Here is a 15437-nt window from a genome sequence, read left to right as displayed (position 1 = left end):
TTTATCGCCCTAAGTGAAAATCCACACAAGTTGTTCTTGTGTTTGTTGTTATTTAGTTCACAACATCATCGGCTGATGTCGTTAAGAAGGTCGCTATTTTAACAGCTTATTTTGTGTTGTCAATAACTTTTTTCTTTAATTTTTTTATGACCGCTCAACTTATATCTATATTAATTTAAGTTGTTGTTTTTACTACAGTTTGTGGCTGTAGTCGCTGCCAGTGAGTGCGTATTATACGCTTTTCTTTTCCCCTGTCAATACCAATGGGGAAAGTTTTTTGATTTTTTTCAAATTAGTTTTTTATAGTTAAAGATAAGAATACTTACACTCATCAATATACTGGTCGCTAGGGTAATTAAGACAATTTTGGCTAGCTCTGGCGCTAGTGCGTTTGAGGGGATATTTTCATCACTATAATGGCGAACCATTTTAAGATGTTTGGCAATCGGAGAGACTAGAACAAGTAGGCTTAATAGATAAAAATTTTGTCGCAAAGTCGCAAAGGTAATGAGTAGAAAGTAAGCACCCAATAATATAAACCGATACAGGTGGCTCATGCTTTCTTTGCCTAAGGTGGTGGCAAGGGTATTTTTACCAGCGCCTGTATCTGTGTCAAAATCCCGCATATTGTTAATCATCAACACGCAAGTGCATAGCAGTCCGATCACCACCGCAGCAATAATATCCATCACGCGGATAAATTGTGTTTGTAGGTACACGCCCCCTAGTACATTAACTAAGCCGAAGAATAAAAATACTGCTATTTCGCCTTTCGCATTGTACCCATAGGGGTTTTTACCCATGGTATAGGTCACTGCGGCGATAATCGCGATGATGCCCAATGCTAAGAAGGTGAAAAAATCGGTCAGACTGTTAAAGCTCAGCCAAAGTAAGCCAATACCGCAGCCGAAAATAAACAGTGCCCAACTTATGATTAATTTCTTGAGGGTCTTGGGGTTGATTGTCCCTTGGGCAGTCTGTCTGTCGAGTCGATGGGCATCAGTACCCCGTATGCCATCGCCGTAGTCGTTGGCTAAATTGGATAAAATCTGTAAGCCTAAGGCAACCCAAAGGCTTAGCAAAAAGATTTGCCAATTTTTGCTGTTAAAGCTGCCAATACGGGAGTATGCCAACGCATTGGCTACTATGATGCCAGCCACCGCTAGTGGATAAGTGCGTGGGCGAGTCGCTTGCCAAAATGATTGTAAAAAATTGACCATCACTCACTCGAAACCTTGTATCACAAATACCAACATCTAAATTGATTTAGCCATTTAGATGCCCGTTTACCAATGATGCGGGGTTTATGTTGATTTTTTTAGACCTGCTTGTGCCAACAACGCACCTAAGCTACCGATTTTTTGCGGTTTGTCGGCTGCTTGGTTTTGCGGTTTAGCGGCTTTGTCACTACGTTGGGGTTTGCCCGAATGTTTGGCTGATTTGCTGCCGCGCTCGCTATGGTCTGCGTGTTTTTTCGCGGTACCAGCCACTGGTTGGTTGGTATTTTTTGCTTTATCAGCGGGGGCTTTTTCAGCAGGTTTGGCTGCCATTGGCGTATCTGACTTCATGCTAAAGCCCACGCGTTTGCGTTCGGCATCCACTGAAATCACGCGAACGGTGACGATATCACCTGGTTTGACATGATTTAACGGATCGGCGATAAACTCGTTACCCATCTCTGAGATATGTACCAAGCCATCTTGATGTACGCCAACATCAACAAAACAACCAAAACTTGTCACATTGGTGACCACGCCTTCAAGCGTCATGCCTTCGGTTAAATCGTTGAGGCTATTGACATCGTCACGGAACTGCGCTGTTTTAAAGCTCGGTCTTGGATCGTGGGCAGGTTTGGCTAATTCTTGTTTGATGGCAGCGGCTTTCAGCGTTGCTTGCTCGTCATCATTAACCTCATCGTTTGCGGCAGCGATAAGTGAAGCGGTCAGATTGTTAAGCGCTGACTCGTCACCTAGCACATCGTTGAGGTTGTTGTCGGTTGAGGCCAGCCATTGTTTGACCATCTCGTAGTTTTCTGGGTGTAACCCTGTCGCATCTAACGGCTCATCACCGCCACGAATGCGTAAAAAACCTGCCGCTTGTTCAAAAGTTTTGGCACCCAATCTTGGCACGTTTTTGAGCTGTTCACGATTGGCAAAGGCGCCATGTTCGTTGCGGTAGTTGACAATTTGCTGCGCTACATTGACATTGAGACCTGCGATATAAGATAAAATCGCAGGGCTTGCGGTGTTGACATCTACGCCTACTGCATTCACGCAGTCTTGCGTGACTTTGGTTAAACTATCAGCCAGCTGCGTTTGGTTGACGTCATGCTGATATTGACCCACGCCAATGGCTTTGGGATCGACTTTAACCAGCTCAGACAAGGGATCTTGCAAACGACGGGCAATCGATACTGCCCCACGAATGGATACATCAAGCTCTTGTAACTCTTGCGATGCCAGTTCGCTGGCTGAGTACACAGACGCACCAGACTCATTGACCACCACAGGCACGGCTTTGATATCCCCGTTTCCTTGAGCGCTGTGTTCTGCCAAAATTTCTTTGATTAAGGCATCTGTCTCACGGCTAGCCGTACCGTTACCAATGGCGATTAAATGCACATGGTGGTTTTTGAGTAAATCGGCAATGGTTTGTTTGGCTTCATCGACCTTATTGTCTGGGGCAAATGGATATACCGTTGCAATCGCAAAACTATCATCACTATTTTTGGCAACATGACCTAGACTATCAACCACGGCCATTTTGACCCCATGACGGATACCGGGATCGACGCCTAAAATCGTTTTTTGACCCGCTGGCGCTGCCATTAATAGATGCTGTAAATTGTTTGCAAACACGTCAATTGCTGCTGATTCAGCCGTTAAGCGTTTTTCTGTGAGCAAACGATGCTCAATATGCGGACGCCATTTATCCAACCACAGTTTTTTGCCTAGTGACAATAAAAACTGTTGACGGTCACTAGGCTCAGCAGCTGTTAAGTTAAATGCGTGATTAATTTGCTGGATAAATGGCGCATCATCGCCTTCAATGGCAATTGTCAGTACGTTGTCTTGGCGACCGCGTAGCATCGCTAGCAATCTATGATTGGGTAGACGTGCCAAGCTTTCAGCGTGGTCAAAATAGTCTTTGTATTTTTCGCCGACTTCCCGTTTTTCTTCGCCCACTAGACGGCTATGAATTTGGGCGATTTTACCAAAGCCGACGCGCAGTTTGTCGAGTAGATCAAGCTGCTGTGTCCACTCATCGATAATAATGGCGCCGATACCTGATAGCTGTTTTTCTTTATCTTCAAAAATTGACGCTTCGGCTTCGCCGTTGTCATCCTGTAAAGGCGCTGGCGCTTGGTAATCTGATAATGCTGAGGCTGGGCTTACCGACTCATTTAGAACCGCCAAGGCAATTGGCTCAAGTCCTGCTTCACGCGCTTGGGTTGCCAATGAGCGACGGCGCGGACGATACGGCAAATAAATGTCTTCTAATTCAAGTTTGGATGCCGCTTGATTGATGCGTTCACTTAATTCATCGGTCAACTTATTTTGTGAGATCAACAGCTCAATGATTTTTTGGCGGCGAATGGCCATATCTCGTTCATAGCTGAGCGATTTTTCCAGACTACGCAACTGTACGTCATCGAGCCCGCCGGTTTGGTCTTTACGATAGCGTGCAATAAACGGAATCGTCGCCCCATCATCATAGAGTTTGACAAATGCCATCATTTGGTTGAGTTTGATACCAAGATTGGCAGCTAATTTTTGATAAATGGCTTGCTGGACTTGCTCAGAGAGTACATCTACCGCTGGATTAGCCGCAATGGCAGTAACGTTTGTAGTCATATTTTTGCCTAACACTTATAAGGATGAACTCAAAACTTCAGAGTTCACGCATTATAACAAAACAATACAAAAAGATAATAGGTAAACGCTATTTTAACAAAAATCTTTAGTGATTTTTTACTTTGCTAACTATACCCCTGTTGTTAAACTAAAATTTTGCTAACGGATGACTATATAATAGATGACTACCCTATAAGCTAACGTCGCGTTTTTAGCAAAATCACTACAGCAATCGACACATTTCTTTGCTTTAATAACCGCATAACCAAGCAAATTTGACTGAATAATAAGATTGATAATGCTTGCAAGTTGTAACCAATCGTTTCAAAATACCCTTATCAGTCCTTAATAAAAATTTTTATACCCATATATTTTATAACATTGCTTGTCCTAACTATTAATTATTAAGGTTCAGTTCAACACATTAATGGAACATATTTAGCCTTTATAAAAAACAATTGGGTATTTATAAAAACTATGTAGCGAAAACAACATTCGAGTGAAAATAACGTTAGTGATAGGATTATGGGTGATAGGAATATCGACGATAAAAATGAGGAAAATAATCAATGAGTGACGACATCAACCCCACTGTAGAATCTACCCCCAATCAATCAGCCGCCGGCGATATGAATCAGCGCATTTTAGTGGTTGACGATGATGCACGCCTTCGTACCTTGTTGCAACGTTTCTTGGAAGACGATGGTTATATTGTACGTACGGCGCATGACGGCAACCAAATGGATAAATTGATGCAGCGCGAGTTATTTTCGCTGATTGTACTTGATTTGATGCTACCTAATGAAGACGGTATCAGTATTTGCCATCGCTTACGCGCAGAAAACTCTGATATTCCGATTATTATGTTGACCGCTAAAGGTTCCGATGCCGATCGTATCGCAGGACTTGAAGCAGGTGCGGATGATTATCTGCCAAAACCGTTTAACCCCAAAGAATTATTGGCACGTATTAAAGCCGTATTGCGCCGGCAAACGCGTGAATTACCAGGTGCACCCAGTCAGCAAATGGAAGTGGTCGAATTTGGCTCATGGACATTAGATTTATCAACACGCACCCTAAAACGTGATGGTAATATCGTGACCTTAACCACAGGTGAATTTAGTGTATTAAAGGCTTTGGTACAACATCCCCGTGAGCCATTAACCCGTGATAAATTGATGAATTTGGCACGCGGCCGTGAATGGGGCGCAATGGAGCGCTCAATTGATGTGCAAGTATCGCGTTTACGCCGCCTTATCGAAGATAATCCTTCGCAAGCGCGCTATATCCAAACCGTTTGGGGCGTAGGTTATGTGTTTGTACCCGATGGGGCAGAAAGCTAAACAAGCGCTATTTAACAGAGCGGATTAAAAAAGCCAAGTTAACAGAGTTAAAACTTTTATGATAAAACCGTTGATTGTAAATACAGCCTGTCACCTGGTGATGGGCTTTTTAGGTTCTGGAAAAACCAGTTTTATCAATGCCTGTATCGCGCATTTTCAACACCAAGAAAAGTGGGCGATTTTGGTCAATGAAGCAGGTCAAATCGGTATTGATGAAAAGCTATTGACGGGTAATGCTGACCATGATTTAGCGATTCGCCAAGTATCTGGTGGCTGTATCTGCTGTACGTCGCAACTGCCGCTACAGATTGCGCTCGCTCGCCTGACTTCTGAGTATAGACCTGACCGATTATGGATTGAGCCGACAGGGCTTGCACACCCGCGAGAGCTGATTGAACAGCTATCTGCTCCGCATTGGCAAACTGCGCTGTCGCTAAAATCTGCCATCAGTATCGTCAATGCGCGCCATTGGCAAGATAGCCGTTATCGTGACAATGAAGGCTACCAAGCGCATGTGCGGTTTTGTGATGTGGTGGTGATTAATCGTTTTCATGGGTTGGATGACACCCAAAAAACCCAGCTAACCGCATGGATAAAGGGCTTAAACCCTAAAGCAAAATTGATTTGGCAAGCAGAGCAAAGGCTGAGCGAAGACAATCTGCGGCAATTGCAACAAGCGCTCAATCAATCAAGCCAAGTGCTTGCCGAGCGCAGCCATTACCAACAAATTAGCTTAACAAGCTTTGCTCAGTCCCCCGCTCTATCCACCATCCAAGCCGACCCGACCCAATCACCAACAGCTGCCAATGATGACTTGCCATTTCGCTATCATGATGTGCAAAACGGCTATCAAATCATCGGCTGGCGGGTGTCAGCCGACTGGACAATTGATATGACTGTGCTGATGGAATGGTTGTTGGCACTGCCCAACTGGCAACGTATCAAATCGGTGGTTCATATCAAACATACGCATGATGAGCAATGGCAAACCATGAATTTTACCCCGGATTCGCTCGATTTGATGGCCTGTGAGCCACAAACCGATAACCGCATTGAAGTGATTTTTTTGGATAACACTATCGAATTAGATTTTGATAGGCTCGATACTGAGCTGATGATGATGTTTGGGCATATCGGTTAAGCTTACGGTTGATGGATAGCCCATTTTATTGTCTATTTTTTGATTTTGCGGCTGTTTTTTTCATTGATTATGTGGCGTTAACATCGGGCGTGATACGGATGATAGCGTCATTTTCAAGGTTTTTTTCTTGCATATCAAACCCTGTATGAGTGATGGTGAGCAAGCTACTCACGCGCGTCCCATAGCTACTTCCTAGCAACTTATCGAGGCGATTGGCAGGAATAAAGATGGAAGACAACACCAACTCTGTCTCCATACCTAAACCTGTATCAGGTAGCTGGGTGATAGGCGCTTGTTCACGGTCTTGCAATATCTCAAATGCCACGTTTTTCCAATTGGCTGTTTGCCAATTCTCATGCCCAGCAAGCAGCGGCAATAACTCTTGTCGTACTCGCCTGCGCAGTTTTTCCGTTTTAAACCATGCCTTATTTGGTTGACCATTGGATAACACGTATAAGCCTTTTGCCAATACCTCGATGCCATACCCTTTATTATTAAGTAGCACCGCTTGCTGCCGATCGCCGATGACTAGATTAAACCCATCGTAGCAGGGCAAATCAATTTGCCTTGCAAAAGCTAGCGGCGACCACTCACCACTTAAATAATCAAGGATTAACTGACCGCGGGACGTGGCAAAGACAGGCTTATCTTTGATAATCTCTCGGTAGTTTAAAATCACCCCCCAGCGCCCATGCACAGGATCGATACCCAACCAAGTGCCCCCTGCTTGCGCATCTTGCCCCGCGATGATTTTTTGTCCATTCGGCAATTGCCATTCATGCAGTGCGCGTGTAGGACGCTGCAAAAATTCATCCCGATTGGATAATAGCACCAAGGGCTTATCCTCAAACAGCTGCCAAGCCAACGCCACAATGCACATACTTTATTCCTTCTAACTGGTTACCATGCCATCGCCCATTGCACCCTGCATCAGCTCGATTACTCATTCCATAGGTTAGCAGCCAAAACTTTTTTAGCAATCACCAAATCGTCATATTGTTCATTTATGATAAAAAATCTAAAAAACTGCCGTTTTAAACGATTGTTGCCCTTGTGAATGAGCTTATGACGCCAATTAGCATTGTGATTATTACCCTAAACGAAGCCGAACGTATCGGTAATATTTTGCGTGACTTAGCCCAGCAAAGCTACCAAAATTTTGAAGTCATCGTGGTGGATTCCAACAGCGAAGATGACACCTGTCAAATTGCAGCAAGTTTTCGCCACCAGTTGCCCGCGATAAGCGTACATAAAATGCCAAAGCGTGGCGTCAGCTTGGGTCGTAATACAGGGGCAAGCCTAGCCAAAAATGAACGGATACTGTTTTTAGATGCCGATGTGCGGTTGGATGCAGACTTTTTGCAAAAAGCCAGTCAATTATTGGATAAAAAATCCTTGAAAGTAGCCGGCGTGTACATGAATGCTGACCACCTAAAACCTTGGTTTACAGTGGGTTATCTGCTGTTTAACATAGGTATTTTTGCTAGCCAATTTTTATCGCCAACGGCGGTGGGTGCGTGTATTTTTTCCAGTAAATCTGTGCATGAGCAATTGGGTGGTTTTGATGAATCTATCACCTTGTGTGAAGATTGTGACTATGTCAATCGCGCCAAAAAAATCACCCGCTATCAGATGCTACCGCTCACCTTTCGCTTTGACCCACGCCGCTTGCAGCAAGATGGCTATTTTAATACGGGCTGGAAATACCTGCATGCCAATTTATATCGTTTTTTTATTGGTGAAATCCGTGATAACAAAATCCGCTACCAGTTTGGGCATTACTATACCCAAAAAAAATAGCGTCGGTGTCAACGCTATTTTTTGCAAGGTTTTTAGGAGCTTGCCCTGTGCTTTATCGTCCTTTAAACTCAGCAGGACGCTTTTGCATAAAGGCGGTAATCCCTTCTTTAAAGTCTTCACTGGTCGCCATTTGCATTTGGTAAATTACCTCTTGGTCTAGCGCGATATCTAGTCCTGCAAATGCCACTTGATTAATCGATTGCTTCATTGCTGCCAGCGCTAAGGTTGGCAAGCTTGTGAGGCGATCAGTCAGTTTTTTCACTGCCGCATCAAGCGCATCTTGACTCACCAGCGCATTCACCAGTCCCAAATCTTCTGCCTTTTGCGCGGTGATTTGCTCACCCAACATCACAAGCTCAGTGGTTTTGGCGGCACCAATCAACTGCGATAACAGATAAATACCACCACCATCAGGCACTAGCCCGATATTGACAAAGGCTTGTAAAAATTTAGCATTGTCACTGGCGACGCGAAAATCACACGCTAACGCGATATTCATGCCAGCGCCTGCACACGCGCCATTGATACGTGCGATAATCGGCTTGCTGATTTTGCGGATACGGCGCGTAATGTCCGCAATCCCAATGGTCAGGCTGTGCGACATTTTCAGTAAATTTTCGCGGTTATCTGCGCCGGATAGCATCTCGCGAATATCACCACCGCTAGAAAATCCCTTGCCCGCGCCTGTGATGACAATCACTTTGGCGGCTGTGTCATATTGTGCGTAATCAAGGGCTTGATAAAGCTCGGATTTCATCACGCTATTGAGCGCATTGAGCGATGCTGGATCATTGAGGGTAATCGTCGCCACACTATCTGCAACATCATACGTGACTTTTTGAAAGGTGGGTTGTTGTGTTTGGGTTGCCGTCATGGGTCATCCTTTTACCAAAGAAATAAATACCAAAAAACTAAATATCAAAAAAAAGATACAATGAACCACTTCATCTTACCTAAATTATTTTTTTTTGGGAAATAAAACGCGACTTGTAAGGTCAACAATCCAAACCCAACCACAAAATTTTTATAATTTTCAAAATTTCTGTATTGACAGAAATATATAAAAAGCTCAAACTAATTAAAAATTGATTGATTTATATCCATTGACTTACACACAGGGCTAAAAAGTGCAACTCACTCACACCATGGAAAAATTTGTCTTACACTGGGGCGAAATGGGCAATAAATGGGGCGTAAACCGTACCGTTGCCCAGATTCATGCCTTGTTGTTTTTGGCAGGCAAGCCGATGAATGCCGAAGAAATCCAAGAGACCTTAGGCGTGGCGCGTTCAAATGTGAGCAATAGTATCAAGGAATTACAGAGTCTAAATCTGGTACAAATGGTACATACGCTCGGTGATAGACGCGATTATTTCACCACGGGCACGGATGTGTGGGAATTGGCTAAGGTGATTGTCGAAGAACGCTATCGCCGAGAGCTTGCGCCGACGGTTGGATTCTTGGCGGATTTAATCAATGAGCCAGAGTTTGCCACAGAAAGCGAAGACGTACAACAACGTATCAAAGACACCCACCAATTTGTCGATACGCTGACGAGTTGGGCGAACGAGATGCTAAAACTTTCGTCCACTACGCTCAATCGTATCCTAAAGCTTGGGGCGACGATTCAGAAGTTTTTGAAATGATGGATTGGGATAATGACTGCAACATATCCGACTGGCAAAGTTTTAACCTATTATGCTTTATAGCTGGCGGTTTAAGTAGTGTAATCGTTGGCAAATTGGTTTTACCAAAAAGCTAAAAATTTTACCCATAAATTTCAGTTTTGACAGAAAAAAGGAAAGAAATGATGAAAATACTTATTACAGGCGGTTCAGGATTTTTAGGCACAGCATTAACACAATCGTTAAAAACCCATGGCGTACAAGGTGATACTGCGTCAGTCACTTGGGTATCTCGTTCTGTAGAAAAAGAGAAAACCAGAAATATCGCAGACGACGTTATTAGCTATGATGATCTTGCCAGCACCGATCAGACGTATGATGTCATCATCAATCTGGCGGGTGCGGGTATTGCCGACAGCCGTTGGACGGATGCCCGTAAGCAAGAATTGTTTGATAGCCGACTAAAACCCACACAAGCGGTAATTGACTATATTGAGCGAATCGGCAACAAACCAAAACTATTGATTAGCGGCTCAGCCATCGGTTGGTATGGTATCCAAAAGGAAAACAACCCAACCGCGCTTGATGAAACCAGCCCCGTCACAAAAACCGACTTCGCTCACGAAATTTGTCAGGCATGGGAGCAGCTAGCTTTGACTGCCCAAGATGCTGTCACAGATGCCGTAACAGACGCTGTGCCAGTTGCAATTGTGCGCACAGGGGTGGTGATTGCGCCCGAGGGGGGTATGGTTGGGCGACTGATTACCCCATTTAAAATGGGCACAGGTGGTAAGCTTGGCAATGGTCAGCAAATCATGAGCTGGATTAGCCGTAGTGATTGGGTGCGTGCGGTAATTTTTATCATTGAACAAAACCTGACTCACACCCTGCCCACTCAGCAAATTTATAATTTGACCCATCCAACGCCTATTAGCAATGCTGCATTTACCGATGCGATGGGCACTTGGTTGCACCGCCCTACTGTGATGACCCTGCCCGCCTTTGTGGTCAAGACCATGTTTGGTGAAATGTCGACGTTACTGTTGGATGGGCAGCGCGTTGTGCCCACAGCGTTAATGGATCAAGGTTTTGAATTCAACGACTTGACCGTATTAGATGCCCTAAAAAGCTAATCTTCGGAGACTGTTAATATGATTACCATGTACTATGATGATACCTGCCCTGTCTGCCGTACCGAAGCCTTGCATATGGTAGAAAAAAAACCTGACGCCATTTGCATCGTTCCGATTGATGACGCACGGGATGAACTTGCCAAATTTGGTATTAGCGAAGATGAGGCGATGACTTATCTGTGTGTGCAAGATAAACAGGGGAACATGCAAAAAGGCATGGATGCTGTAAGACTGCTATACAAAACCGCACAACTGCCATTTGCAACCGTTTTTGAATGGCCTGTAGTGAAACAAGCCAGTGATATGATTTACCCTATTTTTGCGCGACATCGCAACCGTGTACCCAACTGGATGACCCAACTTGCCTATGGTAAAGTCGCAGAAGACTGCAAAGACGGTATGTGTAAAACTCGAAACAAATAAATGCCGTTTGGTTTCAATAGTGGTATGTACGCTCAATGATTCATCTATCCTTTATGATTTATCCATCATGGATAGCTTGATAATTTTTAGTGGCCATTGGGCGTTACAGTCCTGATTAGGTGCAATCATGATTAGGTACAATGATTATTAGTCACGATTATGAGTATCAAGTTATGTCTAATAATAATTTTGGGCGCTTTGTTTGATAGGGTCTTCACTAATTTTCAACTAACATTCTACAATTTTTTTACAGTTTGAGAAAAAATAGCTAGATTTTTTAACAATTTTCATTTAATAATAGCAACTAATCAGGAAGATGAGATTGTTTGTATCATTTAAGACAATCTATCACGTTTAGCATAGCGGACTTGCTTCATCAGATTTTTGTCTATTGTTATTGTCACCCAATCGCTATCTTCCTTGTCGGTTTTGACACTGATTGTTGAATCAATCATCAATGAGTTGTCTTTTTCATTCATTTACAAGGAGCGTTACCATGGATGAGGCACAAATTCAGCGCGTCATGAGTCATCCTGAATTCCAAAGCATGGCAAAGAGAAAAACTAGCCTAGGTCTTATTTTTACCATTATCACGCTAGTTTTTTGGTTCGGTTATCTGCTAATCGTGGGATTTAACCCAAGCATGTTTGCAAAACCAGTTTTCGCAGGTTCGATGACGCCTGTAGGTTTTTATATTGTCGTAGCTTTCATCATTTTTGTGCCACTCATCACTTGGATATATGTCAAAAAAGCAAACGGTGAATTTGATACGATGACTCGTAAAGTCATCGATGATATCAACAGTGGTAAAGTTTAACTACACAGGGATTGTGTTGGGTTTTCAATTTTAAAATTGTGCTTTTTATAACAATTTTGACATCATTTTTGACACCATGGAGGGTGGCATGTTACAACAACAATATAATGGCGTGGCTGTTAAAGGCCTTAGCAAGCGTATCGGCAAGGTTTCAACTGCCGTAAGCTTGACGCTAGTGGGTCTGATTGCACAGATGCCAGCATGGGCAGCGGGCGCCCTAGAAGGCGAAGTACAAAAACAACCGTTGAATATCTCAGCCATTATCATGTTCTTGATTTTCGTTTTTGCAACACTCGGTATTACTTACTGGGCGTCAAAACAAAACAAAACAAAACCGCTAGCGACTTTTATACCGCGGGCGGCGGTATCTCAGGTACCAAAAACGGGATAGCCATTGCCGGGGACTATATGTCAGCGGTAACCTTTTTGGGGTTATCGAGTATGGTTTTTACCGTCGGTTATGATGGCATGATTTATACGCTAGCCTTCTTGATTGGTTGGCCGATTATTTTATTCTTAATCGCTGAGCGGCTACGTAACTTGGGTAAATTTACCTTCGCAGATGTGGCATCTTATCGTTTTTCCCAAACCCCAGTACGTATTTTTGCTGCATCTGGTACCTTGGTCGTCGTTGCACTATATTTGGTTGCGCAGATGGTGGGCGCGGGTAAACTAATTGAGTTATTATTTGGTTTGGACTATATCTATGCTGTACTAGTCGTGGGTATTTTGATGATGATTTACGTACTATTTGGCGGTATGCTAGCCACCACTTGGGTACAGATCATCAAAGCTATTTTGCTGATGTCGGGTGCGACTTTCATGGCATTTATGGTCATGAATCATGTAGGCTTTAGCTTTGACAATTTATTTAAGTCAGCCGTCGCTGCCCATAGCAAACACGAATCAATTTTGTCGCCTGGTAAGTTGGTTAATAACCCCATTGAATCTATCTCATTAGGTTTGGGTCTATTGTTTGGTACAGCAGGTTTACCACACGTATTGATGCGTTTCTTTACGGTGCCAGATGCCAAAGCTGCGCGTAAATCAGTGTTGGTAGCTGCAAGCTGTATTTCATACGTATTCTTCTTAATTGTTCTTATTGGCTTGGGTGCCATCGTTATCCTAGCTGAACATCCAGATTATTTCACGACAGTGGTTAAAGATGGCGTAAGCTCACAAGCACTTATCGGTGGTGCCAACATGGCAGCGATTCACTTGTCGCATGCCGTGGGTGGTAACTTATTCTTAGGCTTTATCTCGGCGGTAGCTTTTGCGACTATCCTAGCGGTGGTGGCAGGTTTAACGTTATCAGGCGCCTCAGCGGTTAGCCATGACTTGTATGCTAGTGTTATCAGAAAAGGTCAAGCGAGACCTGAAGAAGAGATGCGTGCATCAAAAATTACCGTGGTTGCGTTAAGTTTATTGTCAATCGTGACCGGTATTATCTTTGAAAACCAAAACCTTGCGTTCATTGCAAGTTTGGTATTTGCGGTCGCGGCATCCGCCAACTTCCCGATTCTTTTCTTAGCGATGTTCTGGCGTGGTCTAACCACTCGTGGTGCGGTAATCGGTGGGTTTGCAGGCTTAGCAGTCGCAGTGTTACTGATTATCTTAGGACCTGCGGTTTGGGTAGATATCATGAAACACGAATCACCGGCTTTCCCATACAAAAACGTGGCGTTATTTAGTATGCCTGTGACCTTCATTCTAGCGTGGATTGCATCTATCACTGACAACTCACCACGCGCTCAGCTAGATAGAAAAGGCTTTGATGCACAGTATGTACGTTCATTAACCGGTATCGGTGCGTCAGGTGCATCTGACCACTAATCCAATGTTCAATAACAAATACCGCTTACCATAAGCGGTATTTTTTTATATGGGATTTTTTATAAAAGCTACTAATTTTATCCTTGATGAATCTCAACAAGGTTTTGGGTTGCCGCGGCATCCGCTTGTTTGACAAACAATTTTGATTTTGAGCTATAAGGCACTAGCCCTGAGGGTACTACGCCTTTAGCAGATTCGTAATTATGAATGGAGTCATCGAAGAAAATATGTGGGGCAAAGGTTTGCAGTACATGGCGTTTATCTAAGCCACCTAAAAAAAACGCCAAATCCACATTGACGCCCCAATCACGCAATGTCTTAATCGCGCGCAAATCAGCAGGCGCATTGCGCGCGGTCACCAGTGCAATTTGAATCGGTGGATGCTTGATTTTAGCAGGCAGGCGTTTTTGTAGTTTAGAGAGTTTAATTAAAAAATCCGCATACGGGCCTTTATTCATCGGCACATCACTCATTTTGGCTTCATAATCATGAAACGCTTTGAGTCCTTGCTGGCGCGACAATAGTTCCCCTGCTTCATCAAATAACACAGCATCGCCATCAAATGCAATGCGTAGCTGATTGGTGTCTAGCTCTTTCATATCAATGGGCGGCGCATCCAAAATCGCGCAGGCACACACGCCTGCATCGGTGACTTGCTGGGCATCTTCATGATTGGTGGTCAAAAACAAATCCACCTTAAAATCTGCCACATAATCTGCCACCCCTTCGCCTGAGGTAAATGCCGAGCGACTAATCGGTAGTCCATGACTACGCAGCGCATTTAATACTTGAATACCGGTATCTGGGCTGTTTTTTGACATAATCACCACTTCAACCATGGGCGCAGCGATGCCCTCGCCCTTGTCATCGGCTACACAATGGTGATTGAGATTGAGTAAGGCTTTGATAAGCGGATAACCCGTCCCAGTTTGCAAGGGATCATTTTCACGTTCAATCATATAGCTGCGAAATTTATCAATCGCCGTTTCTGGATCTTCGGTTAACGCTTGTTGAAAAAACCGCTCAGACTCCGATAGGTCAAACAATGCCGTGGCAGAGACCGCCACAATTAATGTATTGGAAAAATCAACTGACATAAAAATGCCCTTAATCAATCGTGTTGTTATGAAGCATAGCACTCACTATGCTGTAGTTATATAAGTTTTGCCACGGGTAATCTAGATTATTCCTGTAACTTGTTGGTGTAAAGATACACAGTCAAATTGTAGATACCAAGCATTGGCTGTCGTCTATTGCAGTGTTTTTTACGCGGCTATCATGAGCTGCCTCAGTTTCAACCATAACTGCAAGCAATTCAATCAGCAAGTTGGTTTCATCACCGCAATTTGCTATAATATCTTGTTTACGCTTTTTGCAAAGCGACGAATTCATGGGATTGTAATGCCTATCTAGACACGGTAAGTTTGGAAGGGCAGAGTTTTTCCCTTTTTTTATTCCCATCTCTCAC

General features: G+C 43.8%; 12 protein-coding genes and 1 pseudogene. 8 read left to right on the top strand and 5 right to left on the bottom strand.

What is annotated here, in order from left to right:
• Positions 1–287: 287 nt before the first annotated feature.
• Complete coding sequence (gene menA, locus RTN07_RS07930) at positions 288–1220, bottom strand: 1,4-dihydroxy-2-naphthoate octaprenyltransferase (protein ID WP_312177216.1); 933 nt, start codon at positions 1218–1220, stop codon at positions 288–290.
• A gap of 84 nt (positions 1221–1304) precedes the next feature.
• Complete coding sequence (locus tag RTN07_RS07925) at positions 1305–3854, bottom strand: Tex family protein (RefSeq protein ID WP_312177213.1); 2550 nt, start codon at positions 3852–3854, stop codon at positions 1305–1307.
• Positions 3855–4423: 569 nt separating this feature from the next.
• Here RTN07_RS07925 and ompR point away from each other — a divergent pair.
• Together ompR and RTN07_RS07915 are read left to right on the top strand one after the other, a co-directional pair.
• Positions 4424–5197 (top strand): osmolarity response regulator transcription factor OmpR, encoded by a 774-nt coding sequence (ompR, locus tag RTN07_RS07920; RefSeq protein WP_286130670.1) that lies wholly within the window; start codon positions 4424–4426, stop codon positions 5195–5197.
• A gap of 70 nt (positions 5198–5267) precedes the next feature.
• Positions 5268–6338 carry a CobW family GTP-binding protein gene (locus RTN07_RS07915; protein ID WP_312177211.1) on the top strand — a complete coding sequence of 357 codons (1071 nt, stop codon included), beginning with the start codon at positions 5268–5270 and terminating at the stop codon, positions 6336–6338.
• 67 nt (positions 6339–6405) lie between these two features.
• Here RTN07_RS07915 and RTN07_RS07910 read toward each other — a convergent pair whose 3' ends face one another.
• Positions 6406–7218: an NRDE family protein gene (locus RTN07_RS07910; RefSeq protein ID WP_312177209.1), complete on the bottom strand. Its 813-nt coding sequence runs from the start codon at positions 7216–7218 to the stop codon at positions 6406–6408.
• Positions 7219–7403: 185 nt separating this feature from the next.
• Here RTN07_RS07910 and RTN07_RS07905 point away from each other — a divergent pair, with 185 nt between their 5' ends.
• The gene (locus RTN07_RS07905) at positions 7404–8138 is read left to right on the top strand and encodes a glycosyltransferase (protein ID WP_312177207.1); all 735 of its coding nucleotides are present in this window, start codon (positions 7404–7406) and stop codon (positions 8136–8138) included.
• 52 nt (positions 8139–8190) lie between these two features.
• Here the strand turns inward: RTN07_RS07905 and RTN07_RS07900 are convergent, their stop codons facing one another.
• Entirely contained in the window at positions 8191–9012 is an 822-nt protein-coding gene (locus tag RTN07_RS07900; protein ID WP_007117335.1) for an enoyl-CoA hydratase/isomerase family protein, read from the bottom strand.
• 253 nt (positions 9013–9265) lie between these two features.
• Between RTN07_RS07900 and RTN07_RS07895 the strand changes: the two genes are divergently transcribed.
• The 5 genes and pseudogenes from RTN07_RS07895 to RTN07_RS07875 all read left to right on the top strand — a co-directional run bounded on the left by RTN07_RS07895 (position 9266) and on the right by RTN07_RS07875 (position 13969).
• A complete protein-coding gene (locus RTN07_RS07895) occupies positions 9266–9784 on the top strand; it encodes a GbsR/MarR family transcriptional regulator (protein ID WP_036595635.1) in 519 nt (172 codons plus the stop codon).
• A gap of 164 nt (positions 9785–9948) precedes the next feature.
• Positions 9949–10896, top strand: a complete 948-nt coding sequence (locus tag RTN07_RS07890; protein ID WP_312177200.1) for a TIGR01777 family oxidoreductase — start codon at positions 9949–9951, stop codon at positions 10894–10896.
• A gap of 18 nt (positions 10897–10914) precedes the next feature.
• The gene (locus tag RTN07_RS07885) at positions 10915–11319 is read left to right on the top strand and encodes a thiol-disulfide oxidoreductase DCC family protein (protein ID WP_312177197.1); all 405 of its coding nucleotides are present in this window, start codon (positions 10915–10917) and stop codon (positions 11317–11319) included.
• Positions 11320–11815: 496 nt separating this feature from the next.
• A complete protein-coding gene (locus RTN07_RS07880; RefSeq protein ID WP_312177195.1) occupies positions 11816–12136 on the top strand; it encodes a DUF485 domain-containing protein in 321 nt (106 codons plus the stop codon).
• 193 nt (positions 12137–12329) lie between these two features.
• Positions 12330–13969 (top strand): annotated as a pseudogene (locus tag RTN07_RS07875) (cation acetate symporter).
• A 77-nt stretch (positions 13970–14046) separates the two neighbouring features.
• Here RTN07_RS07875 and RTN07_RS07870 read toward each other — a convergent pair.
• Entirely contained in the window at positions 14047–15066 is a 1020-nt protein-coding gene (locus tag RTN07_RS07870; RefSeq protein WP_065253996.1) for a 5'-nucleotidase, read from the bottom strand.
• Positions 15067–15437: the final 371 nt, after the last annotated feature.

The organism is Moraxella sp. CTOTU46934 (assembly GCF_031979465.1).
In the GTDB taxonomy this organism is placed as follows: Bacteria; Pseudomonadota; Gammaproteobacteria; order Pseudomonadales; family Moraxellaceae; genus Faucicola; species Faucicola tetraodonis.
This window is presented reverse-complemented; position numbering and strand designations above follow the sequence as displayed.